This is a genomic window from Colwellia sp. MB02u-10, from assembly GCF_014077185.1.
In the GTDB taxonomy this organism is placed as follows: domain Bacteria; phylum Pseudomonadota; class Gammaproteobacteria; order Enterobacterales; family Alteromonadaceae; genus Cognaticolwellia.
This window is the reverse complement of sequence record NZ_JACGVK010000111.1, coordinates 1-22,949: the sequence shown is the minus strand read 5'-3', so window position 1 is coordinate 22,949 and position 22,949 is coordinate 1. Positions and strand designations below refer to the sequence as shown.

At 38.7% G+C, this 22,949-nt stretch carries 18 protein-coding genes; 6 read left to right on the top strand and 12 right to left on the bottom strand.

Annotated features, from left to right (window positions below; translation table 11 throughout):
* Positions 1-105: 105 nt before the first annotated feature.
* A complete protein-coding gene (gene recJ / locus H4J59_RS07435) occupies positions 106-1,875 on the bottom strand; it encodes a single-stranded-DNA-specific exonuclease RecJ (protein ID WP_182238155.1) in 1,770 nt (589 codons plus the stop codon).
* Between the two features lie 112 nt (positions 1,876-1,987).
* On the bottom strand, positions 1,988-2,776 hold the full coding sequence (dsbC, locus tag H4J59_RS07430) for a bifunctional protein-disulfide isomerase/oxidoreductase DsbC (protein WP_182238153.1): 789 nt from the start codon (positions 2,774-2,776) through the stop codon (positions 1,988-1,990).
* A gap of 274 nt (positions 2,777-3,050) precedes the next feature.
* Between dsbC and fldB the strand changes: the two genes are divergently transcribed.
* Both fldB and srmB read left to right on the top strand, forming a co-directional pair.
* Positions 3,051-3,575, top strand: a complete 525-nt coding sequence (fldB, locus tag H4J59_RS07425; protein ID WP_182238151.1) for a flavodoxin FldB — start codon at positions 3,051-3,053, stop codon at positions 3,573-3,575.
* Between the two features lie 100 nt (positions 3,576-3,675).
* Entirely contained in the window at positions 3,676-4,917 is a 1,242-nt protein-coding gene (gene srmB, locus H4J59_RS07420) for an ATP-dependent RNA helicase SrmB (RefSeq protein WP_182238148.1), read from the top strand.
* Positions 4,918-5,184: 267 nt separating this feature from the next.
* On the opposite strand, the gene H4J59_RS07415 is transcribed toward srmB, so the two are convergent.
* Both H4J59_RS07415 and yaaA read right to left on the bottom strand, forming a co-directional pair.
* Positions 5,185-6,672, bottom strand: coding sequence for a sulfotransferase (locus tag H4J59_RS07415; RefSeq protein WP_182238146.1), 1,488 nt, complete (start codon positions 6,670-6,672; stop codon positions 5,185-5,187).
* 737 nt (positions 6,673-7,409) lie between these two features.
* Positions 7,410-8,186, bottom strand: a complete 777-nt coding sequence (gene yaaA, locus H4J59_RS07410; protein WP_182238144.1) for a peroxide stress protein YaaA — start codon at positions 8,184-8,186, stop codon at positions 7,410-7,412.
* Positions 8,187-8,481: 295 nt separating this feature from the next.
* Here yaaA and tal point away from each other — a divergent pair, with 295 nt between their 5' ends.
* The 3 genes from tal (at position 8,482) to H4J59_RS07395 (ending at position 10,558) form a co-directional block, all read left to right on the top strand.
* Complete coding sequence (gene tal / locus H4J59_RS07405) at positions 8,482-9,444, top strand: transaldolase (RefSeq protein WP_182238143.1); 963 nt, start codon at positions 8,482-8,484, stop codon at positions 9,442-9,444.
* Positions 9,445-9,563: 119 nt separating this feature from the next.
* Positions 9,564-9,737, top strand: a complete 174-nt coding sequence (locus H4J59_RS07400) for a DUF3545 family protein (RefSeq protein ID WP_182238141.1) — start codon at positions 9,564-9,566, stop codon at positions 9,735-9,737.
* 254 nt (positions 9,738-9,991) lie between these two features.
* Positions 9,992-10,558 (top strand): DUF6942 family protein, encoded by a 567-nt coding sequence (locus H4J59_RS07395; protein WP_182238139.1) that lies wholly within the window; start codon positions 9,992-9,994, stop codon positions 10,556-10,558.
* Between the two features lie 208 nt (positions 10,559-10,766).
* Here the strand turns inward: H4J59_RS07395 and parC are convergent, their stop codons facing one another.
* The 8 genes from parC to H4J59_RS07355 form a co-directional block, all read right to left on the bottom strand.
* Complete coding sequence (parC, locus tag H4J59_RS07390; RefSeq protein ID WP_182238137.1) at positions 10,767-13,055, bottom strand: DNA topoisomerase IV subunit A; 2,289 nt, start codon at positions 13,053-13,055, stop codon at positions 10,767-10,769.
* Between the two features lie 141 nt (positions 13,056-13,196).
* Positions 13,197-14,462, bottom strand: a complete 1,266-nt coding sequence (locus tag H4J59_RS07385; RefSeq protein ID WP_182238135.1) for a GGDEF domain-containing protein — start codon at positions 14,460-14,462, stop codon at positions 13,197-13,199.
* Positions 14,455-16,284 carry a tetratricopeptide repeat-containing diguanylate cyclase gene (locus tag H4J59_RS07380; RefSeq protein WP_182238134.1) on the bottom strand — a complete coding sequence of 610 codons (1,830 nt, stop codon included), beginning with the start codon at positions 16,282-16,284 and terminating at the stop codon, positions 14,455-14,457. The genes H4J59_RS07385 and H4J59_RS07380 overlap by 8 nt, the downstream gene beginning before the upstream one ends.
* Positions 16,285-16,784: 500 nt before the next feature.
* Positions 16,785-18,674 carry a DNA topoisomerase IV subunit B gene (gene parE, locus H4J59_RS07375; RefSeq protein WP_182238132.1) on the bottom strand — a complete coding sequence of 630 codons (1,890 nt, stop codon included), beginning with the start codon at positions 18,672-18,674 and terminating at the stop codon, positions 16,785-16,787.
* Between the two features lie 16 nt (positions 18,675-18,690).
* Positions 18,691-19,275 carry a YqiA/YcfP family alpha/beta fold hydrolase gene (locus H4J59_RS07370; protein ID WP_182238130.1) on the bottom strand — a complete coding sequence of 195 codons (585 nt, stop codon included), beginning with the start codon at positions 19,273-19,275 and terminating at the stop codon, positions 18,691-18,693.
* Positions 19,276-19,299: 24 nt separating this feature from the next.
* A complete protein-coding gene (locus tag H4J59_RS07365) occupies positions 19,300-20,085 on the bottom strand; it encodes a metallophosphoesterase (protein ID WP_259369436.1) in 786 nt (261 codons plus the stop codon).
* Positions 20,086-20,119: 34 nt separating this feature from the next.
* Complete coding sequence (locus H4J59_RS07360) at positions 20,120-20,584, bottom strand: DUF1249 domain-containing protein (RefSeq protein WP_182238127.1); 465 nt, start codon at positions 20,582-20,584, stop codon at positions 20,120-20,122.
* Positions 20,585-21,220 (bottom strand): NUDIX domain-containing protein, encoded by a 636-nt coding sequence (locus tag H4J59_RS07355; protein ID WP_182238125.1) that lies wholly within the window; start codon positions 21,218-21,220, stop codon positions 20,585-20,587.
* Between the two features lie 186 nt (positions 21,221-21,406).
* Here H4J59_RS07355 and tolC point away from each other — a divergent pair, with 186 nt between their 5' ends.
* Positions 21,407-22,768, top strand: a complete 1,362-nt coding sequence (tolC, locus tag H4J59_RS07350; protein WP_182238123.1) for an outer membrane channel protein TolC — start codon at positions 21,407-21,409, stop codon at positions 22,766-22,768.
* Positions 22,769-22,949 lie beyond the last annotated feature (181 nt).

Here is a 22,949-nt window from a genome sequence, read left to right as displayed (position 1 = left end):
ATTGTAGCCTAATTACGCGATTAAATAAACGCTTGCTTGAGTAATGCAATGCCATTTTTATGATATTTTTATCACCTCTTAAGCTGATAATGGCATTGATAACCTTTAGTCTAATTGTTCAACCATTAATTGTACTGACTGTTTACCACGAAACTCATTAATGTCCAGACGATAGGCTAGCTTCACCTGCTTGGCTTGGTTGTCTGGCCAACGCTTAATATCAACATTAAAGGCGATGGCATCAAATATTTGCTGGTCTTTTTCTACCACAAGCTTTAGGTGTTTTTCGCCGACAATACGTTGCTGTACAAGCGTGAAAACGTCATCAAATACCGGTTCTGGAAAATTTTGTCCCCACGGCCCAGCCTCACGTAAGACCTGTGCAAAAGCCAGTGTCATATCCTTAGTTAATAACTCGCCATCTGAGGCCAGCACACCCGTTAAAGCTTCTTTACTTAACCATTGCTCGGCATATTGCTCAAATAGCGCTGAAAACTGTTCGAATTTATTTGCCGGTATTGATAAACCTGCCGCCATGGCATGACCACCAAATTTTATAATAATACCAGGGTGTTGGCTGTCAATATACTCGAGTAAATCACGAATATGTAAACCTGGAATAGAGCGCGCTGAGCCTTTTATTTCATTGCTACTAATATCAATACTGTCAGCGTCACTGTTATTCATACCACTGGCGTCGTCATCATTACCTTTGGCAAACACAATACTCGGGCGATGATACTTTTCTTTTAAGCGCCCGGCGACAATACCGATGACGCCTTGATGCCAGTCGCCATGAAACAAACTAATGCCATGGGGTAAGTTGCTTTCACTAAACTGTAAACTGGCCAGTACTTGCTCGGCCTCAATTTGCATGCCCTGCTCTATTTCCCGGCGCGCTTTATTTAAGTCATCCAAATCGGCCGCCATCACTCTAGCGCTTGATAAATCTTTTGCTAGTAAACAGTTAATGCCAAACGCCATGTCGTCTAACCGACCTGCTGCATTGATACGTGGGCCTAAGGCAAAGCCAAAATCACTGGCCACTAATTTTTGCTGATTTTTACCGGCAATTTCTATTAAGGCTTGAATACCCGGGCGTGTCGCTCCTGCGCGAATGCGCTTGAGTCCTTGTTCGACTAAAATTCGATTATTGGCGTCAAGTGACACCACATCAGCAACCGTACCTAAGGCAACTAAATCAAGTAATTGTGCGATATTAGGCTCTTTAATTTTCTGCTGTTCAAACCATTGCTGTTCACGTAAATATTTTCTTAACGCCAACATAAAGTAAAATGCGACACCAACACCGGCCAACGACTTGCTGGCAAAATTACAACCCACTTGATTTGGATTAACAATGGCATCGGCAGGAGGTGTATGCGCGCCAGGTAAATGATGGTCAGTAACCACCACTTGCAGCCCTAACTCCTTCGCTCTTTTAACACCCGCAATGCAGCTAATGCCATTATCAACCGTCACCAATACTTGTGCGCCTTGTAAGTTGGCAATATCAACAATTTCAGGGGTTAAGCCATAGCCGTACTTAAATCGGTTGGGGACTAAAAAATGATGATTTGTTGAACCTAGCATTTGCAATGCTTCCATCATTAAAGCCGTACTTGTGGCTCCGTCAGCATCAAAGTCACCAATTACCGTGATGTTTTTTTGCCCTTGCAGTGCCTGATATAACAATTCACATGCTTCAGGTAAGCCTTTTAACGAATCAACAGGACATAAATGAGACGCGGTTAATTCAAGTTGTGCTTTGTTGGTAACACCGCGTCGTGCATATATCTGTCGAACAAGTGGATGTAGTGTATCGGGTAAATGCTCATCGCTAACTTGCTCTCGACGAATGATCTCTTTATGCATGAATGCACCTTATACTTGAAACGCTAGAGACAAAAATGGCAAGTGAATGACTTGCCATTTTATCAAAAAATTAACTTATACCCATCAAAAAAAATTATGAATTTGTTGAATATTAGCCACCTTGCTGAGAGCTTTCTAATAACGTAAATAATTTACTTGGGTCTTGATAACCTGGCACCATCATGCCATTGGCTAATATAATGGCCGGTGTTCCAGCAACACCCACTTGACGACCAAAGTCAAATTCATCTTCGATAGGCATATCACAAATACGTGCCGCTACTGAAGAGCCACTTTTTGCTTTTGTTAACGCCGACTGAGGATCTTCATGACACCATATCGAACGTAAATCTTTAAAACCTTGTGAATAACTGCCGGTTTGGTCTTTTACGCCGGCACGTGGATACGCTAAATAACGCACTGTGATGCCTTTATCGTTGTAAGCACTCATTTGTTTGTGCATTTTACGACAGTAACCACAGGTAATGTCAGTAAAAACGGTTACTACATGCTTTTCGTTTTTAGCCGGATAAACAATCATAGCATCAGAGAACTTAACCATACCGTCAACACGCACTTGCGCTAAACTTTCTTCGGTTAAATTACTCACATTTTCGCCTAGTCCATACATTTTACCATGCAATAAAAAATTGCCATCGGCGCTAGCATAAAATAAGCCCTGATCGGTAAGCACTTCAACGATACCTGCCATGGGGGATGGTTTGATACTAGCAACATTAAACCCTAATGTTTGTGACAACTTTGCCTTTACCATTTTCAACTCAGGCGACTGAGTAACAGGTAACATAACACTGTTATTTGCTGGCTCAGCATACGCTACAACATTGTGGGTCAAACTTAACAAGCCAAATGCAGCAGCCAATAAAAATTTCTTAGACATAAATCAATACCATACCTTAACTCTATGAGCGGAAAATAAGCGGAAAATTACTTTTGTAATTCTAGATAAATACAAAGACCGCTTTAAGCACCCTAAAATTACAGTGAAAAAGGCATAATTGCAATAACACTAAGCCGGCCAATAGCTAACTGATCTGATAAAATATGACTTTCAGTAGCACAGCAAAGCATCTTATTGGCGAGAAATTTGCTAAAATCCCGCCACTCGCTCACCGACCACCTAACGTGGTTCGTTAAACCTCGGTAATTTATCAATGAATATCGCATTATTTTACGGCTCAACCACTTGTTATACCGAAATAGCAGCAGAAAAAATTCAAGCTGAACTTGGCCAAGATAACGTCACCTTATTTAATATCAAAGATACGCCACTGACGGAAATGGTAGACCACGACATCTTAATTTTAGGTATTTCTACTTGGGACTATGGTGAAATTCAGGAAGACTGGGAGTCACATTGGCCAGAAATAGCCAACATTGATCTTGAAGGAAAAATTGTTGCCATTTATGGTATGGGGGATCAAATTGGTTACACTGACTGGTTTCAAGATGCACTTGGCATGTTACATGACCAAGTGCTAGCACAAGGCGGCTATGTTATCGGTTATTGGCCAAATGAAGGTTATGACTTTGCGGAGTCAAAAGCACTAACAGAGGATGGGCAAAATTTTGTTGGTTTAGCGCTTGATGAAGACAACCAATACGACGCTAGCGAAGTACGGATCAAACAGTGGTGCCAACAAATTAGCGCTGAAATCGCAGATATTCTAGTAGATTAAGTTAAATATCATAATAAATAGACAAATTTGGCAAGATCTTTAGGATAAATAGTATTTTGCCATTATAATCCCTTCATTAATCCCCAAAGAAAATTATTACATGTTTGAGCAGTTTGACCTAGATTCCGCATTATTGGGCGGCATTGAAAATGCAGGCTATAAAAAGCCAACGTCTATCCAAGAGTTAGTACTTCCTGTGGCTATGACAGGCAAAGACGTATTAGCTTCAGCCCCAACAGGAACGGGAAAAACAGCAGCATTTATTTTACCTGCTGCTCAACACTTGCTTGATTATCCTCGCCCGCAGCAAGGGTTTCCACGTGTACTCATTTTATCGCCTACACGCGAGCTTGCCATACAAACTCATGAGCAATGTCAGAAGTTAACCGCGCTAACCAACATTAAATCTGCGGTTATTACTGGTGGTGTTAATTATGGCAGCCATAAAGAAGTACTCACAGGTAACACCGATATTTTGGTTGCTACACCTGGCCGGTTAATGGAATACATTGAAAGCGAGCAGTTTGATAGCCGTGAAATTGAAATCCTTATTTTAGATGAAGCTGACCGTATGCTCACTATGGGTTTTGCTGAAACTATTAATCGCATTGTTGGAGAAGCACGTTGGCGTAAACAAACCATGCTATTTTCCGCCACACTGGAAGGTGCTGCCGTAGTACGTTTTTCTCGCGAACTCTTAAACGACCCGGTATTTTTGGAAGCGAATCCTTCTCGAAAAGAAAAAGCGAAAATTCACCAGTGGATGCACTTAGCCGATAACAAAGATCATAAATTCGCCTTATTACTGAACTTATTGCAACAAGAAGAAGTAGGACGTGCCCTGGTTTTTGCCAATAAACGTGAGACCGTGCAATACCTATCAGGTAAACTTTATGCTGATAACATGCCTTGTGTCTGGCTTGAAGGTAAAATGCAACAAGACAAACGCAACACTTCAGTTGAGCGCTTACGCAATGGTACGGTTAATGTATTAGTCGCTACCGATATTGCTGAACGTGGCCTTGATATTGACGATATCACCCATGTTATCAACTTTGATATGCCACGCACCGCCGATATTTATTTACATCGCATCGGGCGAACAGGTCGAGCGGGCAATAAAGGCACAGCTATCTCACTGGTTGAAGCGCATGACATGTTGGTTATTGGTAAAATTGAACGTTATATTAAAGAACGTTTACCACGCCGTGTCATTGAAACGTTAAGACCGCAATACAAAGAAGCACGTGTTGCTGTTAAAAAAACCAAAGTAAAAAGAACTGTTGCTCAAAAGAAAGCTAAAGCGAAAAAAGTCGCGAAACGCGGTAAAACTACGAGTTAACCTAAACACCGCCAGTTCTTAGCGGTCAGTTAAAAGTGACCAGATGTTAGCTAAAAATTAAAAGCTGTCAATGTAAACAAAAAAACCTAAACCTTACTGTTTAGGTTTTTGTTACACCTACTCCCCTACTTTTATTCTGATTCCGTCAGCTTTAGCCCGTGAATTCAATGGGTATCAGCAATACACATCCAAAATGCGAAACAACTTAAGCTTAAATATCCAAATATTTAACAATAATCACCTGAGAACCACCTAAGAATATGATTGTTAACTAGTCACATTCAAAGCATCAAATAACGGCTGTAAATACTTATTATAAGATAACCATTTTTTCTCATTATTTTTCTGTATACCTTCTCTTAACTGTATATCACTCAGTGTCCTAATGTAACGTTTAGACCCTGCCATTGATAAACAATTACTTTGGAACTCTAACTTACAAAACGCGAGCACTTTCGTTATTTCAACTTCTGGGGTTTCCACTAATTTTTCATAACTAATGTGATGAACAAAGTTAGGGAGCACCGCTTGCCAATTATCCATGATTTTTTGGTATAAATGATGATATTGCCCTATTTCAATTAACGAACAAAAGTAAGGCTCTAATGATTCAAAATGGTTGTTAAAAATTGACCAACTAACATCAATAGGATCTCGCTTAATATGAATTATTTTTGCCTGTGGCAATATCAATTTTATCAAACCTATTGACTGATAATTCGCGGGCATTTTATCAATGATATATTTTGATGAAGGGGCAAGTGTTTGTAAGTTTTTTAAATAATGTTCACCTAGTATACGGCATTGTTTATTATCTAACAGTGATGCGCCTTCAGGAAAGTGCTTACCCGTTAATTGATAAATGCCTTTAGCTATATCTCCAGCCATAAAGGGTAATTCACCGCCACTGTCAATAGCGCTGTGCCCTATTAACATTTGTTCTAATAAAGTAGAGCCTGAACGTGGCTGCCCAACAATAAAAATTGGGATTAATTTCTGCTTGTGGGTTTCTGCTAGTTCTAGATCAGGTTCTAGCTGTTGAAAAGTACTATGGGTGAATGAAGAAAGTAAACCGTCAAAATAGTCTTTCATATCAACTACACTAAAATTAATAAGCGAACGTTGCAGTGCATTTGCCAGGGTAAAATGTGAAAATGCTTTTTCAAATTCATTGTTTTCATGAAAAAGTTCAGCAAAAGAAAAATGTAATAATATTTTCTCTCGCTTCGTTAATACACTTGTAGAAAGTGTAAGCTTATTAAACATATCATCAACAAATTCTCTTTCGCTATTGTTAGCAAGTGTTAACTTTTTACAGCGTACTAATAAACAAAAAGCTTGTACATTTGCAGGAACTATTTTCAAAATATTTTTAATAAAAGTTCCTGCTTGTATAAAATCACCCATTTCACAATAAAATATAGCCAATGCCGTGAAAGTAGCTACAGAGCCTCCATTAACTTTATTCGCAGCCAACAAAGCCTGCTCTGCTTCTTCAAACCTCATTAAGTAAAGGCAAGCCTCAGACATCGATAAAAGATATTTTGGTTGTTTTAATGTGCTATTGAGCGAAATACAGCGTTTAAATAGCTCATATGCGCGCTGATAACTATTAAACGTTAATGCTACCCTGCCCATTCCCCAAAGCGCCTCAACATTATTTTTATTTTCGGATAATATTTGACGATACATTTGCTCTGCTTGGGCAATATCTCCTTGTTTAAAACATTGATGTGCTGAAGTAATATTTACCATACGTTATTCAATTTATCTCTTTAAGGTATTGTCTGAAATCGAATCCAACGCCCAAATAACAGACTAAATAATTATTGGCTAGAATGTTGAGCGGAGTGAAAAAAGCCAGCTGTATTTTTCCGTTTAACAACTTGTTGAACGAAGCCGCTCTGCGGCAGAGTAAATTTTAAGCTAGCTTCTATACTCAATGACAGCATTGCCACTTCGATGATGCTGTCATTAAGTATCCCTTATTAGCGCTGAGAAATTATTGGAAAACACACCGCCACATGCGTTTAATATTTCCTCGGGCTCATACAAAAACCAATACACCGATGGATAAAGGCAGTGCTCCAAAATTGCCAGATTAACAAACCCATTAGCCACATTCCCTTCGTTATTTTTTTGCTACCCATCTGCTCGAGTAAGGGCTTCATTTGCGCTCTTTACAGCAATTACTGGGACACGCCAGTCTCCACACCACTGCCCACTACACTCAATTCACTAAAGTGAAACAACGTGATATGTCACGCGCCATAAACGACTTAACAGATAAACTTACCATTACATGGTCTGTAAAATGAGTACCTTTATCGACTTACTACGACAACATCACCAAGCTCTTGAAACTGAGTAGAGTAGTCAATTAACACAGGATATCTGTCACGCGATTTATGCCATGCTTATGTGCAAAACATCGCAACAACAGCAATCTATTTGGGCATCATAGCAATTATAATCAAGCAAATTAAATCAGCTTAATCGAGCGTTTTACGGGTAAATACCCAGTCATTAGCTTTACTTAATTCACTGGAGTATTGATAACCTGCCACATCAAAGTCTTTCAACTTTTCAAGATCTGTGATTTGGTGCTCAATAATATAACGCGCCATTAAACCTCGTGCTTTTTTGGCAAAAAAACTGATCATTTTAAATTGACCATTTTTCCAATCTTTAAATGCTGGGGTTATTACCTCGGCTTTTAATACTTTTTTATTAACCGCTTTAAAGTATTCATTTGACGCTAAATTAATCAATACATTATCGCCTTGGGCGGCAATAGCGACATTTAAATGCTCGGTGATAATATCACCCCAAAATTGATATAAATTACTACCGCGATCATTATCTAATTTTTTACCCATTTCTAGTCGATATGCTTGCATCAAATCAAGCGGTCTTAATAGGCCATATAACCCTGATAATATCCGCATATGTTGTTGAGCGAAGGTAAAGTCATCATCGCTAAACGATTTAGCATCTAAGCCAGTGTATACATCACCATTAAAAGCTAGCACAGCTTGTCGAGCATTTTCCGGCGTAAAAGGCGTTGCCCATTCGCCAAAACGTGCCGCATTTAAGCCGGCTAATTTATCGCTAATAGCCATTAATGAACTAATATCCGCAGGCGTTAGTGTTTTACACTTTTTCATCAACACTTTACTGTCTGCTAATAGTTCAGGCTGTGAATATAGCTCGGTAGCAACGGGGGATTCATAATCTAAGTTCTTCGCCGGAGAAACAACAAGTAACATTATTTATCTACTCTATCTTAAAGTTTTTGTCACTATAACACAGGAAAAAACGAATATAATTATCTTCATTATCAATTGCGCACTGAACCATTAGCGCACACACAGGCAATAAAGTGTTTTATCTACATTATTTTACCATCACACTTGCTAAATTATGAAAATTTGATACAAATAGAGCCGAATAAGATAAAAAGTTCACTATTTTCAATCAAATTACTTGTAAATGTTGTAATATTTCACCAAAATTTACTCAATAAAACCACCTGATTACATTATCAACGTCAAGGGACATGTTATGACCGATCAACTTTCTCAACTTTCTCAACTAAAAGCAATGACCACGGTTGTTGCTGATACCGGCGATATTGAAGCTATTGCTAAGTTTCAACCACAAGACGCCACCACTAATCCGTCTTTACTATTAAAGGCAGCCTCTTTAGCTAATTATCAGCAACTAATTGCCAGCGCAGTAGCGTGGGCGAAAACTCAATCATCAAACGCTGAACAGCAAGTTATCGACGCTGCAGATAAGTTTTCAGTACTTATTGGCTTAGAAATCTTAAAGACAGTCCCAGGTAGAATTTCAACAGAAGTTGATGCGCGCTTATCTTTTGATACCGCAGCATCGATTGCTAAAGCGTATAAACTCATCGCTATGTATAACGAGGCTGGCATTAGTAATGATCGTATATTGATCAAAGTAGCCTCAACATGGGAAGGTATTAAAGCGGCAGAGCAACTAGAAGCTGAAGGCATTAACTGCAATTTAACTTTGTTGTTTAACTTTGCTCAAGCACAGGCCTGTGCTGAAGCCAATATTTACTTAATTTCACCTTTTGTTGGTCGCATTTTAGATTGGTATAAAAAAGACACTGGCCGTAGTGATTACTCAGCCAGCGAAGATCCAGGCGTAGTATCAGTAACCAATATTTATAATTATTACAAAGCTAAAGGTCACAAAACCGTAGTCATGGGAGCTAGTTTTAGAAATATTGGTGAGATACTTGAACTCGCTGGTTGTGATCGATTAACGATTAGCCCAAACCTGATGGACGAATTAGCTAATTCAACGGCGACAGTATCACAAAAACTGTTTAGCGATCATGCACCATTAGCCGATGAACCTGCACTTAATGAAGCACAATTTAGATGGCAAATGAACCAAGATGCTATGGCAACAGAGAAGTTAGCCGAGGGTATTCGAAACTTTACCATTGACCAAGTTAAACTTGAGCAACAATTACAGGCAATGCTTTAAATCTTTAAGTTATAAAGCTTGTTAAACCCATACTATTGTAAATAAAATGAAAATAATGTTTCTATATTGTTAACAGATGTGGTAAAAAATACTGCAGTTGTAGAAATAAGGAGCATACCATGGAAGATTTTCAACAAGTATTGGGCTCTTTAGGCAAACGGCCTAAATCGAGTACAAGTAATAATAAAAAAAGAAAGTGGCGTGAAATTGAACAACTGAAAGAAAAATTTCAACTGGAAAAAGAATTAAAAACGTTTGATGATTCTTTGGAAAATATGTTGAAAGAGTTTTAATTAAGCTTAGTATGGCTGATATAAACGATTAAAAACCCGGATTGTACCGGGTTTTTTATTGGATTTTTATTAGGGAAAGTAGCACCAATTTCACTAAATATATCATCACTTCTACTGGTTTAAATAAATAACTGCTGCGTTATTTATTTATTTATTTATTTAATAACTAGCACAACTCGTTATTAAGTAAATGTCTTATAGTTGGCCATTTTTTCTGCGTAAAAATGGATGATCTAACGAATAAATGGGTGAAAATGCAAAATAAAGCCGTCGGTTTAGGTACTCTTGACGCCAAGATTATTTTCTATATAAGAAACTGCCCTCCATTAGCACACTATCAAAATCTGACGAGTGTTAAAGCGTTAGTGACAGATGAAATTGCCGATATTGCTCGTGAAACCGGTAACCATTGGCGAAAAATTTTTAATGTCTACGCTAAGTTGTTATTTGAAATATCACCAGAACAATTTACTAGCTGGCAACACTTAAGAGACAGCGTTCTATTGCAGGCAGAAAGTGATCATTGCTTACTTTTTTCAGCACCTAATTTATCAGTGGCTGACTGTTCAGAGGCTAATTTACTCAGCGCTAAGCCCAGTCAAAAACTACACATAATATTAGGTAAAGGTTACGCTGAACAACTAGGGCTTTGTAATAGCTGCATATGGCTGAGTCATGATTTCGCCATTAATATCGATTTAGGCGTTATTATTTGTCCTTATTTCGATTATCGGCAATTATCAAATAAAAAAATCACGCAACTTTCGGCGCTAATTCAACAATTAACCGCGCACCAAGTACAATCCAAGATGGATGGCTAGGAATGGCCACGAGTTCGTAGCATTGCCGACATGGATGTTGGTACTGAGTTTTGTCAGGTAAAAAAACTGACCGATCATCCTGAGCATCGCTGCTCTTTCACATCCATGTGATCGCAGCATACCGCTCGTCCTGAGCATAAAAAAGCCCTAAGACATTTAATCTTAAGGCTTTTTTTTGTGCTAACTCTTAGATACTAAATCACCAGTGTTAACTCTCAGGAATTTCAGGCTCTATATCTGAGTTTTGTTGCTCTACAACGATATGATCAACGCGTTGTAAACCTCTAGGTAGCTTATTACCTCGACGGCCACGTTCACCTTTATAATGTTCAATGTCACTCGCTTTTAACGTTAACTTTCGCTTGCCGGCATGCAAGGTAATAGCACTGTTGGGTGGTAACACTTCGAGCAAGGTTACATATTCATCACGTGCTTTAGCCCTTGCAGTAGGGATATTAATTATTTTATTACCCTTACCTTTACTCAAAATAGGTAAATCTTTGATTGGGAAAACCAACATGCGCCCTTCTGAGGTAATTGAAAGCACTAATTCTGTCTCTAAACTACTAATAACTTTTGGCGTCATTACTTTCGCCGCTGCAGACAAAGTTAATAATGCTTTACCATTTTTATTACGACTGACCATATCGGCAAAGCTAGCCACAAAACCGTAACCGGCATCGCTACTGAGTAAGTAACGACATTCGTCATCGGCCATCAGTACTTTTTCAAAGTTTTCACCACTCGTCAGATTAAAGCGCCCGGTTAGCGGCTCTCCTTGGCTACGCGCTGAAGGTAGACTATGAGCATCAGTGGCGTAAGCTCTACCTGCGGAGTCAAAAAACACCACAGGACGATTACTACGCCCTTTTGCTAAGCATAAGTATTCATCACCTGACTTGTAACTTAATGCTTGTGCATCTATGTCGTGACCTTTTGCACAACGTGCCCAGCCTTTTTGCGAAACCACAACGGTCACGGGCTCACTCGGCATAAGATCTTTTTCAGATAGGGCTTTTGCCTCTTGTCGCTCAACAATAACAGAGCGACGATCATCACCGTATTTTTCAGCGGCTTCTAAGATCTCTTTCTTCATTAAGGTGTTCATGCGAACTTTAGAACTGAGTATTTTTTCAAGGTATTCACGTTCTATGTTCAACTCATCTTGCTCAGCACGAATTCTAATTTCTTCAAGCTTAGCCAGTTGGCGAAGTTTAATTTCTAATATTGATTCGGCTTGGCGCTCTGACAGTTCAAAGCGTGACATTAACTCTGCTTTAGGTTTGTCAAAACCTCTTATAATTTCAATCACTTCATCAATATTAAGATACGCGATTAATAAGCCATCTAACAGATGCAAACGCGCTAATACTTTATCTAATCTATATTGTAAACGACGGCGCACAGTTTCACGTCGATATTCTAACCACTCGCTTAATATGGTTCTAATATCTTTAACCGCGGGTTTGTTGTTCAAACCAATCATGTTTAAATTGACACGAAAGTTTTTTTCTAAATCTGTGGTAGCAAATAAGTGCTGCATCAGCTGTTCAATATCGACACGATTTGAACGGGGTACAATCACTAAACGGATCGGGTTTTCATGATCTGATTCATCACGTAAATCAACCACCATGGGCAGTTTTTTTGCCTGCATTTGATTAGCAATTTGTTCTAATATTTTTCCACCTGAAGCCTGATGCGGTAATGCGGTAATAACCACATCACCATGTAACTGCTCATAGACCGCACGCATTTTAATGCTGCCACGACCGGTTTGATAAATTTTTTCAATATCGGCTTTAGGCGTGATGATTTCAGCATCAGTTGGATAATCTGGCCCATGAATAATATCGAGTAGATCGGCTAATTCAGCTTTCGGTTGCTCAATTAAATGGATACAGGCATTCGCCACTTCTCTAGCATTGTGCGGCGGAATGTCTGTTGCCATACCGACAGCAATGCCGGTAATACCATTGAGTAAAATATGTGGTAGACGCGCAGGTAAGGTTTTAGGCTCTTGCATGGTGCCATCAAAATTAGGCGACCAATCAACAGTGCCTTGGCCTAATTCTGCCAATAAAACTTCACTAAAGCGTGATAAACGAGCTTCGGTATAACGCATGGCGGCAAATGACTTTGGATCGTCAGGAGCGCCCCAATTTCCTTGTCCGTCAACTAATGGGTAACGGTATGAAAATGGCTGCGCCATTAACACCATAGCTTCGTAACAAGCAGAATCGCCATGGGGATGAAATTTACCTAGTACATCACCGACAGTACGGGCAGATTTTTTATATTTTGCTGATGCAGATAAGCCAAGTTCTGACATGGCATAAACAATACGTCGTTGCACCGGTTTTAAGCCATCACCAATATGAGGTAATGCACGATCCATAATGACATACATCGAGTAATTTAAATAAGCTTCTTCAGTGAATTGTCTTAGAGGGCGTTGTTCAATACCGTCTAAACTAAAGTCGAGAGCATCTGACATGAAAATATTTTCCTAAAAAGCTCACTTAATGCCGAATTATTAAGCGTTACTTTTATTATTGTTGTTCTGGGGTAGCTTAGCTGATTATACTAGTGGAAAGAACACTGTTAGGCGATAAATATCTCCCAATAGTGATTAATCTTAATTTTCTGTTCTTTCTTTTCTTTCTGTAGAATAGCTACAAACTTGATTGTGACCATAAGCCTTTGCTTGATACATAGCTAAATCAGCCGCATGTAACAAACTATCAAAACTTTCTCTAATATCAGCAATGCTGGCAATACCTATACTGACAGTAACCTGAATATTATTGTTTTGATTTTTACTGATATTGGCTTGAATTTTCTCACGTATGTGCTCTGCAATCGCGCGCGCTTGTGCAATGGTGGCCTCGGGTAAAATAGCGGCAAACTCTTCACCACCAATACGTGCCAGAAAATCTCGAGAACGCATAGTTTCACCGGCTAATTCGCCAACATGAGCAATAACGCTGTCGCCGGCTTCATAACCAAAGTTGTCATTTATATTTTTTAAATTATCTATATCTAACATTAAAATACTGAGTGCTTTATTAGCGGTTAATGCTTGGGTCATAAAAGTAGCACCGTGACTAAAGAACGAACGACGATTAGGCAATAACGTTAAACTATCAGTTTTTGCCAGTAATTTTAAGGCTTGACGGATTTTAAATTGCCGTAAAAGTAGTAAAAGGAAAATGCTTCCTACGGCAATAAAAATGGCAATATTGCGATGCTGTTTACTACGTTCAGATTCAGCACGAGCCAACGCAAAATACTGTATTTGACTATTTTGTGTCAGTAGCTCGTTTTCTTCATGCTTTTTTTCAATGTGGTATTTTTCATTTAAACGTTTAACACGATATTCTTTTTGCTGTTTCAAATGGGAAAAATGCTTTTTCATATACTGTTTTTTACTATCAAAGGCTTTCTTATCTTCACCTTGGCTTGCATAGAGGTTTGCAAGGGTCAGGTAAGCACTGGCAAATAAAGGTGAGTCAAGTTGCTTTTTAGCCAGTAAAGGCTCAAGTTTAAATGCTTTATTGAGCCAATTAATAACTTTATATTCTTGCCCGGCAACATCAGCAATATTGGCACGTACAACATACAATAAATATTGTTCAGCGGCATTTAATGTTGGAGACAATTTTTGCCAAGCTAATAATTTAACTTGCGCTGCCACTTTGTCATGCACACTCAAGCTATTAAGCGCTAATATTTCGCTATTAATCGCAAAAAAAACAAGGGGTCTTTGCTGTTTATAATAGAGGCTATTAAGTTGATTAAATACCTCTTGCTGTCCAGTAATTTCATCCGCATTCACAGCCGTACTGATAAAGATCATTAACAAATATAAAGCAAGACCTGTTAGCCGCGAACATTTATTCATGGTAACTCACTGTATTATGGTCAGACTGTTTGACCTTTAACAATTGTTCGTCAGCTACTTTTAACAAAGCCGAAAAGTTGGCAGAATTACCTTGCTCAAATGTCGCTACACCTATATTTACCGTTAACTGCTTGATTTGCTGAGTTTGCCATTTTGATTTTTCGATGTTTTCTTGAAGTCGCTGTGCTACTTCCAATGCTTCACTATTTCCAGTATTTGGCAATAAAGCAATAAATTCTTCACCACCAAAACGACCAAAAATATCACTCGCTCGCATTAGATTTTGACCTTGAATAGCAATTTCTTTTAGTGCTTTGTCACCAATAACATGACCAAATTGGTCATTGATTTTTTTAAATAAATCAATGTCAATCATAAAAACACTAAAGGCTTGTTGATAGTTTTGGGCGGTAATAAAATACTCTTCACCTAACTCAAGTAATCTACGTCGATTAACGACACCCGTTAGACTGTCAGTTCGAGTAGCGTTAGTTAAGTTCCTTTGCACTTTGATAACACGATATAAGCACCAAGCTAATAACAAAGTACACATTGCTAATATGCCAACAAATACCTTACGGCTGTTGACGTCAAGTGTCATTTGCTGAAGTTGTAAATGCTGTATGCGCTGTTTTTTTTCTAAAATATTATTATGTCGTTGAGCCGTTTCACTTTCATATTGCAACATTAACTCATCGACTTCAGTCGTTTCTCGTACCTGCTCGCCCGCTATAGATCGGGTGAAATATTGAGTTTGAATTTGATATGCTTGATTGTAATGGCCTAAAGCATAATGCAATTTGGCGCTTAAAAAGAGAATTTTTAGCTCACTAGTATCATAAATATCGCTAGCTTTACGCTCAAGCAGTATTTCAGCTTGCTCAAGATTGACTAATGCTTCTTGATAACGCGCCATTTTTTCTAAAATATAAGCTTTGTCTATAAGATATTGAATTTTTACTAAATGTTGTTCTACATCTTCGATATATTCACCCGCAAGGAGAATATATCGATAAGCACTTTCGGTCTCAGCATCTTCCTTGTTGAGTAACGCCCGAGCTAAATTTCTATAAACACTAGCGATAAACTGATGACTGGTATTGGGCTGAATTTCGTTTTCTAACACGCGATAAACTTTAATAGCTTGCTCAAAATGCTTTTGGTTCGTGTGGTTATTAGCCACATTATGCAAACTATTAAGCGCATAGTTATGTTTACCTGCAGTTTTATAATATTGATACGACTGTTGAAAATAGTCATTGGCTTGGTTTTTTTCACCTAAACGGCCATATAAAATACCCAGTTCAGTGTTAATTTCACCTAAAAGTGCATCATCGCCAATGGCACTTGCCAGTTCTAAGGCTTGATTAAGCGTAATTAATGACTGTTTGTAATTTTTCTGTAAATATAAAATCGCACCAATATTAATCAGACCGCGCGCAATTAATTTCTGATTATTCATCGAGCGTGCAACGTCTAAACCGTTTTGATAAATTAAAAAAGCCCCGTCAAAATCACCCAAGTTTTCGATCGCAAAACCTTTAGTGTAAGCGAGCTCTGCAATAAATATGCTAGGCTTATTCATTTGCTTGGCAAGTTTTAAGCCCTGTTCTGACGATGCCTCACTTAAACTGTATAACGCTTGATCTATATATGCCGCGGATTGAATGCGATAGTAATTAACTTGATTGGTGATAGGTTGGGTGTTTAATTCGGTTTTATGTCTATCTAATAAAACCAATGCAGCTTTGGGATCACTGTTATTAAGCTGTTCAGCACGTAACAAAAACGTATTAAAATCGCTATCAGTTAAAGACTGCAAAGCATTTGATTTACAAGATATCAATAAAAAAATAAAGAAAATTAGGCCACTATTTTGAATAGTCAACTTTACCAAACTTCTCAACAAATCTGTGCTCCAACAGTCCATGTAATAATACGAAATTAATAGTATAAAACGAATTTAGGTAAATGATAAACTATTATTTATGATGCTAAAAAAATAATATGCCATATAGAACTAAGGTTATTTTCAAACTATTTTTCAGTCACTTGCCAGTAACTTGCTGCTATTTCATTACCATCTAGGTCAACGACAAGGTAACCATAGCATGTTATTACTCCAAGTTCGTTGTTGCAACGTCAACCTAATGCTATAACACATTAATGAAAGTTATCAGATGGCTGATGACTTAACACAAAAAAATCCACTGTGTGGGCCGATATTGCCAACCTTCAGGATAACCCTTAGCCTACGGCAAAGGGTATTTATGAATATCGTAAATTAATCAACTCAACTTTTTTGATTAATGCGCTGTAAAATCAATCTAATTCAACTAGATCACCTTTAGATTGCAACCAAATCTTACGATCACCGGCCCGTTTTTTAGAGAGCAACATGTCCATCAATTCCATAGTTTCACTATGATCATCAACCGTTAACTGCACTAAGCGGCGCGTATTGGGGTCCATGGTGGTTTCACGTAATTGTAACGGATTCATTTCACCTAGCCCTTTGAATCGTTGTACATTGACTTTACCACGCTTTTTCTCTGCTTCAATTCGATCCAAAATACCGTCTTTTTCCGCTTCATCCAAAGCGTAAAACACTTCTTTACCAACATCAACGCGATACAATGGCGGCATAGCCACATAAACATGACCGGCTTGAACCAAGGGTAAAAAATGTTGAGTAAATAACGCGCAAAGCAAAGTAGCGATATGTAAACCATCAGAGTCGGCATCGGCAAGAATACAAATTTTACCGTAGCGCAATCCTGATAAATCATCACTATCAGGGTCAATACCTAAAGCTACAGAAATGTTATGCACCTCTTCCGAGGCTAAGATTTGTCCCGAGTCAACTTCCCAGGTATTTAAAATTTTACCACGTAGCGGCATGATGGCTTGAACTTCACGATCTCTGGCTTGTTTGGCACTACCTCCGGCTGAGTCGCCCTCGACCAGAAATAGCTCGGTACGCAAAATATCTTGGCTACCACAGTCGGTTAACTTACCTGGTAAAGCCGGCCCTTGGGTGACTTTTTTCCGAATGATTTTTTTGCCGGCACGTAAACGACGTTGCGCATTAAAAATACAAAATTCAGCTAATGTTTCCGCAATGCTAGTATGCTCGTTTAGCCATAAACTAAACGAATCTTTTACTACGCCGGTAACAAATGCAGCGCATTGGCGTGAAGAGAGTCGTTCTTTAGTTTGTCCGGCAAATTGTGGGTCTTCCATTTTCACCGACAGGATATAACAACACTTGTCCCAAATATCATCTGGCGTTAACTTAACACCACGTGGCAGTAAGCTTCTAAACTCACAAAACTCACGCATTGACTCTAATAAGCCTTGGCGCATGCCATTAACATGCGTACCACCTTGCACCGTAGGAATTAAGTTAACATAGCTTTCGCCAATCGACTCACCACCTTCAGGTAACCAGGTTATCGCCCATTCCGCGGTTTCATGTTGCGAGGTAAAACTGCCAACAAAAGGCTCTTCTGGCAAGCTTGGGTAACCTTTAACTGACTCTTTTAAATAGTCAACTAAACCGTCTTCATAGCACCATTGATATTTATTATCTTCATTTTTATCATGAAATTTTATGGTCAATCCGGGGCAAAGTACGGCTTTAGCTTTTAATAAATGTACTAACCGACGTGCTGAAAACTTGGCAGAATCAAAATAACTGGCGTCAGGCCAAAATTTCACCCGGGTGCCGGTATTACGACGACCCACGGTGCCAGTTTCTCTTAACTCTTCTACTTTATAGCCACTTTCAAAAGCCATTTCGTAGACTTTACCATCACGCCTAACCGACACGTCTACACGGGTAGATAAAGCGTTGACAACAGAAATACCCACACCATGTAAACCACCAGAAAACTGATAGTTTTTATTAGAAAATTTACCACCAGCATGTAGCTTACAAAAAATAAGTTCTACCCCTGACACACCTTCTTCTGGGTGAATATCAATCGGCATACCTCGCCCGTCATCAATCACTTCTAATGATTGGTCTTTATCAAGAATGACAGTAATATTTTGTGCATGCTTAGCTAATGCTTCATCAACAGAGTTATCGATAACTTCTTGGCCTAAATGATTAGGACGAGTAGTGTCGGTATACATACCTGGACGATGGCGCACTGGGTCAAGGCCACTTAGGACCTCAATGGAATCGGAATTATATTGTTCGCTCATTTATAGGTTCTGATAATTAGGCTGATATTAGGGGTAAGTTGAAAAATAACGCTATGTTAGGCAAGGTATTTTCATAATCAATAAAACTATGATCTCCGCCTTGCACTATTGCCAGTTGGCACTGGCGGTATTTTTCAACAGCTTGTTGGTAATCTAACACTTCATCACCGGTTTGTACCATGACCAAGTAATTATTGTTAGAAATATTTTCCTGTTCAAGTGCTTTCAATTCAAGGATATGTTGCTCTTTAACTTGATAGCACTCATGCGTATAAGGATTTACCTGCTCACCTAAATAAGCTTTCATTAATTCGAATGGCTTAACCGCAGGGTTAATCAATACCGCTTTTACTTGATATTTTTCAGCTAAATAAGTGGCAAAATAACCACCTAAAGACGATCCTACTAATAGCCAAGTCGCGTGGGGTTCAAGGCCAATAATCGCCTCAAGTTGTGCCATAGCGCTATCGGGTGAAGAGGCTATTTGTGGGCAATGAAAGTTTATTTCTGGGTAGTTTTCAGCAAAAAATTTCTGCGTGATCTGAGCTTTCATTGACTGAGGTGATGAGTTAAAACCATGAATGTATAACATATTAATCATAATGATTTGTTTTCTCTCATTAAGTTAAACAAAATGTACTGTACTAGTAAATTCGCCATTACTCGCCAAGGTAAATAGTCGATAGCCTGGCGGTTGGCCATTTGATTTAGCTGTTACTGAATTGATGTCAAATTGAATCGATGTTGCCGGACAAGTATATAAACTCACTGTGCTTTTTTCCAACTTAATAGACAAGCTTAACGCTTGGTGAATATGGCCACAACCTACGGCTTTTATCGAAGGAAAGTCAGTTAAAAACTGTTGAAATTCTGCTTGGTTTATTAAGCCATGTTGATCAATAAAATAACCAACATCAACTGGATGATGGTGCATTAATAACAATTGAGCTTTGGTCGGGTCAATAATGCCACCCGCCATATCAAACTGTGCTTTGCTGATCTCGCCAGCAGGTGTTGCACTTTTACTTTCCAACAATAGCACTTGCCAATCATCATTTTCAATTATACTGTCTTGACAAAAAGGGGCATGTGACAAATAACGTGATAACAACGTCGGTTCATCATGATTACCGGCAATAAAATAAACTGGGGTGATAATTTCACATGCTTCAAATGCGCTGACAAAAAGCTGATAAGACCCTAGTGTGTGATCTTGTGTTAAATCACCGGTAAAAATAATCGCATCAATTGATGGCTGATTTTTGATAGCCAACAGCACATTGGTTAAGTTCTGGTAAACATTAGCCTGGTGATGCAGGCCAGTGCGATCAGCAAATAAATGGCTATCACTAATTTGCGCTAAGGTCAGTTTTTTTAACCTTAAGCTGCTGGGCATTGTTTTATCTGACATTAAGCGCTTTCACTTTAGTTTTTTTAACATTAACTTAGGATTTTTTCAGCATATTGAGATTGATCTGCACTTGGCCTAATTGCAAACACAGCTGTAACCATTCTTTTAAGAAATAGTTAATTTGCTGTTTTTCATCAGGTAAATGCATTTTTTTATTAGGGTAATCATAGCGTGGCTTAATTTGCTGTACATCTTGATTACTGATCACCTCAGCCATGCGAGCGTCATGATATAAGCGAACCACCATTTTCGGGCGAAATAACGCGGTTAAATTATAACCGTGAATATTGGCTTCTTGATTAATTGTTAGTAACGTTGTGTATTTAGTAATTTCGTCAACTCTCACTCGGTAACTCAAAAAATCAGAGATAAAAAAACAGCGTTGTTCGCCTACCTGTTCTTTATCAGCAAGTACGCGCAGCAATAACATGTAATTAACTTCAAACAAGGTCATTAAAGTGGGTAAATGAGGACGATATTTTTTTACAACAACTGACATTTATTTCCAGCTAGCTTTGAGCTTATCAAGATTTAGAGCTAGCCATTGTAACGCAATAATAGTCGCAGCATTAGCTATCTTTCCCTCTGCAAGTAACTTTTCAGCGTCTTGGCGCGTAACAACATGTACTAAAATATCTTCACCTTCTGTCTCTAAACCATGAACACCTGAAATATGCTCACTGTCAACACAGGCACAATAAAGGTGAATGCACTCGCTCATACCGCCTGAGCTTGAAAGGTAATCCATCACTTTAATCACCTTTTTAGGCTCCACATCTAAGTTAGCTTCTTCTTTTGCTTCTCGGATCGCAACGTCTAATGCCACTTCATTTTCTGAAAACATACCCGCAATAAGTTCTAATTGCCAGGGTCCTGTTTTACTGCGTAATGCGCCTAAGCGAAATTGTTCAATTAATACGATACTATCGGTTATCGGATCATAGGGTAATAAAGCAACCGCATCACCGCGCTCAAAAACCTCTCGTGTTAATACTTTACTATAGCCGCCAGCATAAAGTTTGTGACGAAGTTGATACTCATCGAGCGCAAAAAAACCTTGGTATTTTCTTGATTTTTTAATCACCTCTACGTCGGTTAAATTAAAGCGTAATAAAGCGTCTTTGGTTATACTCATCGTTAGTTCTCTCTCATGCTATTAGGTAATCTATTAGATAATTTTTCGTTACCCTAGCACTTAACATTTTGTTACACTAGAATACTTTCCTAAACACTTATTTTATTTAGCTAATTCTTTATTCGCGATAAGATAGTACGATTAGGAAAATAATAACCAGTTCATTATTATAGGAACCTCTTCAAGATGAAAAAAACAATAACCGCATTATTTATTGGCCTTGCCTGTGCTGCAAGTAGCTCTTTAGCTAATGCCGAAGATTTGCTGTCAGTATACCAACAAGCCCAAGCTAGTGATCCGGTTGTTCTTCGAGCCCATGCGCAATATCTAGCAACAGAAGAAGGTATTGAACAAGCTCGCTCAGTCTTATTGCCACAGGTTTACGGTTCAGCAAGCTATACCGAAAGCGAGAGTGAGTTTATTCCTACCTCTGATACTGGACAATCTTCAGGTTTACTCCTGACTAATAAAAGTGATACCACGAGTTATGGTATTAACTTAGATATGGAGTTATATAATCATAGTACTTGGTTAAAACTTGATAATGCCAAGAAAGTTGCGCACCAAAGTGATGTGTCATACCAGTTAGCAAAACAAGATTTAATTGTGCGCGTAACACAAGCCTACTTTCAGGTGCTGAGTTCAAAAGATGATTTGGAATTCTCAAAAGCAGAAAAAGCCGCTATTGAACGTCAGTTAGAGCAAACAAAACAAAGATTTTCTGTTGGCTTAACAGCGATTACTGATGTTCATGAAGCTCAGGCTCAGTATGACAATGCCGTAACCAGTGAAATTAGATCAGAAAACCAAGTGTTTAATGCTGAAGAAGCATTACGTGTTATCACCAATGTTTATCCCCGTGATTTGAACATTTTAAATACCGAACGCTTTAGTACTTCTCGCCCATACCCAGATAGCGCCAACGAATGGCAGCAAACCGCAGAAGCGAAAAATTTAGAACTAATTGCAGAAAGAATAAATATTGATATTGCCAAAGAAAATATCAACATCGCAAAATCAGGACATTACCCAACGTTAAGCTTAAATGGCAGCTATGGCAGCCGCGAGCAAGATAATGAAGTCAATAGTCTCAACTTTAATAACCCCGCACTAGACAGCCACTCAATTGGTGTGTCTTTATATGTGCCGATTTATTCAGGCGGAGCAATATCAAGCAGTGTTCGTCAAGCGCAAAGTAATTATGTTGCTGCAAGCCAGAATATGGAACAAACGCATCGTAACGTAGTGCGTAATACCCGTAATGCCTATAACACCGTTATTACTGCAGTGTCAGCTATTAAGTCATTAGAGCAAGCCGTGGTGAGTGCACAAAGTGCATTAAAAGCGACTGAAGCAGGTTTTGAAGTGGGTACGCGTACCATTGTTGATGTTTTAAACAGTACGAGAAACTTATACGACGCCAAGCGTAATTTATCGTCAACGCGATATAATTACATTCAAAATGTATTAGCCTTAAAACGTGCTGGCGGCACCATTACCGAGCAAGATTTAGCCGACATAAACCAAGGTTTAATCGCCGCTAAATAAAACTCCTAGCTTAAAAATTGAAAAAAAAAGCAGCATTAATGCTGTAATGCCGTTCACTTAAGGTGAACGGCATTTTTATTTCTAGCATATCGCTGTGGCCTAGGCTTCACTTGCCGAGGAAACGTTCTCTCTCGCCGAGGCGGTAAAATAAGACTTTCAGCCATATTGTAAAAATTCTTCA

Excerpts from the sequence above, each read along its gene's own strand:
- H4J59_RS07400 (WP_182238141.1), top strand. The coding sequence starts at position 9,564 with ATGGAAGATTTTCAACAAGTATTGGGCTCTTTAGGCAAACGGCCTAAA.
- tolC (WP_182238123.1), top strand. The coding sequence starts at position 21,407 with ATGAAAAAAACAATAACCGCATTATTTATTGGCCTTGCCTGTGCTGCA.
- H4J59_RS07395 (WP_182238139.1), top strand. The coding sequence starts at position 9,992 with ATGCAAAATAAAGCCGTCGGTTTAGGTACTCTTGACGCCAAGATTATT.
- H4J59_RS07385 (WP_182238135.1), bottom strand. The coding sequence starts at position 14,462 with ATGAATAAATGTTCGCGGCTAACAGGTCTTGCTTTATATTTGTTAATG.
- H4J59_RS07370 (WP_182238130.1), bottom strand. The coding sequence starts at position 19,275 with ATGATTAATATGTTATACATTCATGGTTTTAACTCATCACCTCAGTCA.
- yaaA (WP_182238144.1), bottom strand. The coding sequence starts at position 8,186 with ATGTTACTTGTTGTTTCTCCGGCGAAGAACTTAGATTATGAATCCCCC.
- parE (WP_182238132.1), bottom strand. The coding sequence starts at position 18,674 with ATGAGCGAACAATATAATTCCGATTCCATTGAGGTCCTAAGTGGCCTT.
- tal (WP_182238143.1), top strand. The coding sequence starts at position 8,482 with ATGACCGATCAACTTTCTCAACTTTCTCAACTAAAAGCAATGACCACG.
- H4J59_RS07415 (WP_182238146.1), bottom strand. The coding sequence starts at position 6,672 with ATGGTAAATATTACTTCAGCACATCAATGTTTTAAACAAGGAGATATT.
- dsbC (WP_182238153.1), bottom strand. The coding sequence starts at position 2,776 with ATGTCTAAGAAATTTTTATTGGCTGCTGCATTTGGCTTGTTAAGTTTG.
- recJ (WP_182238155.1), bottom strand. The coding sequence starts at position 1,875 with ATGCATAAAGAGATCATTCGTCGAGAGCAAGTTAGCGATGAGCATTTA.
- srmB (WP_182238148.1), top strand. The coding sequence starts at position 3,676 with ATGTTTGAGCAGTTTGACCTAGATTCCGCATTATTGGGCGGCATTGAA.
- H4J59_RS07365 (WP_259369436.1), bottom strand. The coding sequence starts at position 20,085 with ATGTCAGATAAAACAATGCCCAGCAGCTTAAGGTTAAAAAAACTGACC.
- parC (WP_182238137.1), bottom strand. The coding sequence starts at position 13,055 with ATGTCAGATGCTCTCGACTTTAGTTTAGACGGTATTGAACAACGCCCT.
- fldB (WP_182238151.1), top strand. The coding sequence starts at position 3,051 with ATGAATATCGCATTATTTTACGGCTCAACCACTTGTTATACCGAAATA.
- H4J59_RS07355 (WP_182238125.1), bottom strand. The coding sequence starts at position 21,220 with ATGAGTATAACCAAAGACGCTTTATTACGCTTTAATTTAACCGACGTA.
- H4J59_RS07360 (WP_182238127.1), bottom strand. The coding sequence starts at position 20,584 with ATGTCAGTTGTTGTAAAAAAATATCGTCCTCATTTACCCACTTTAATG.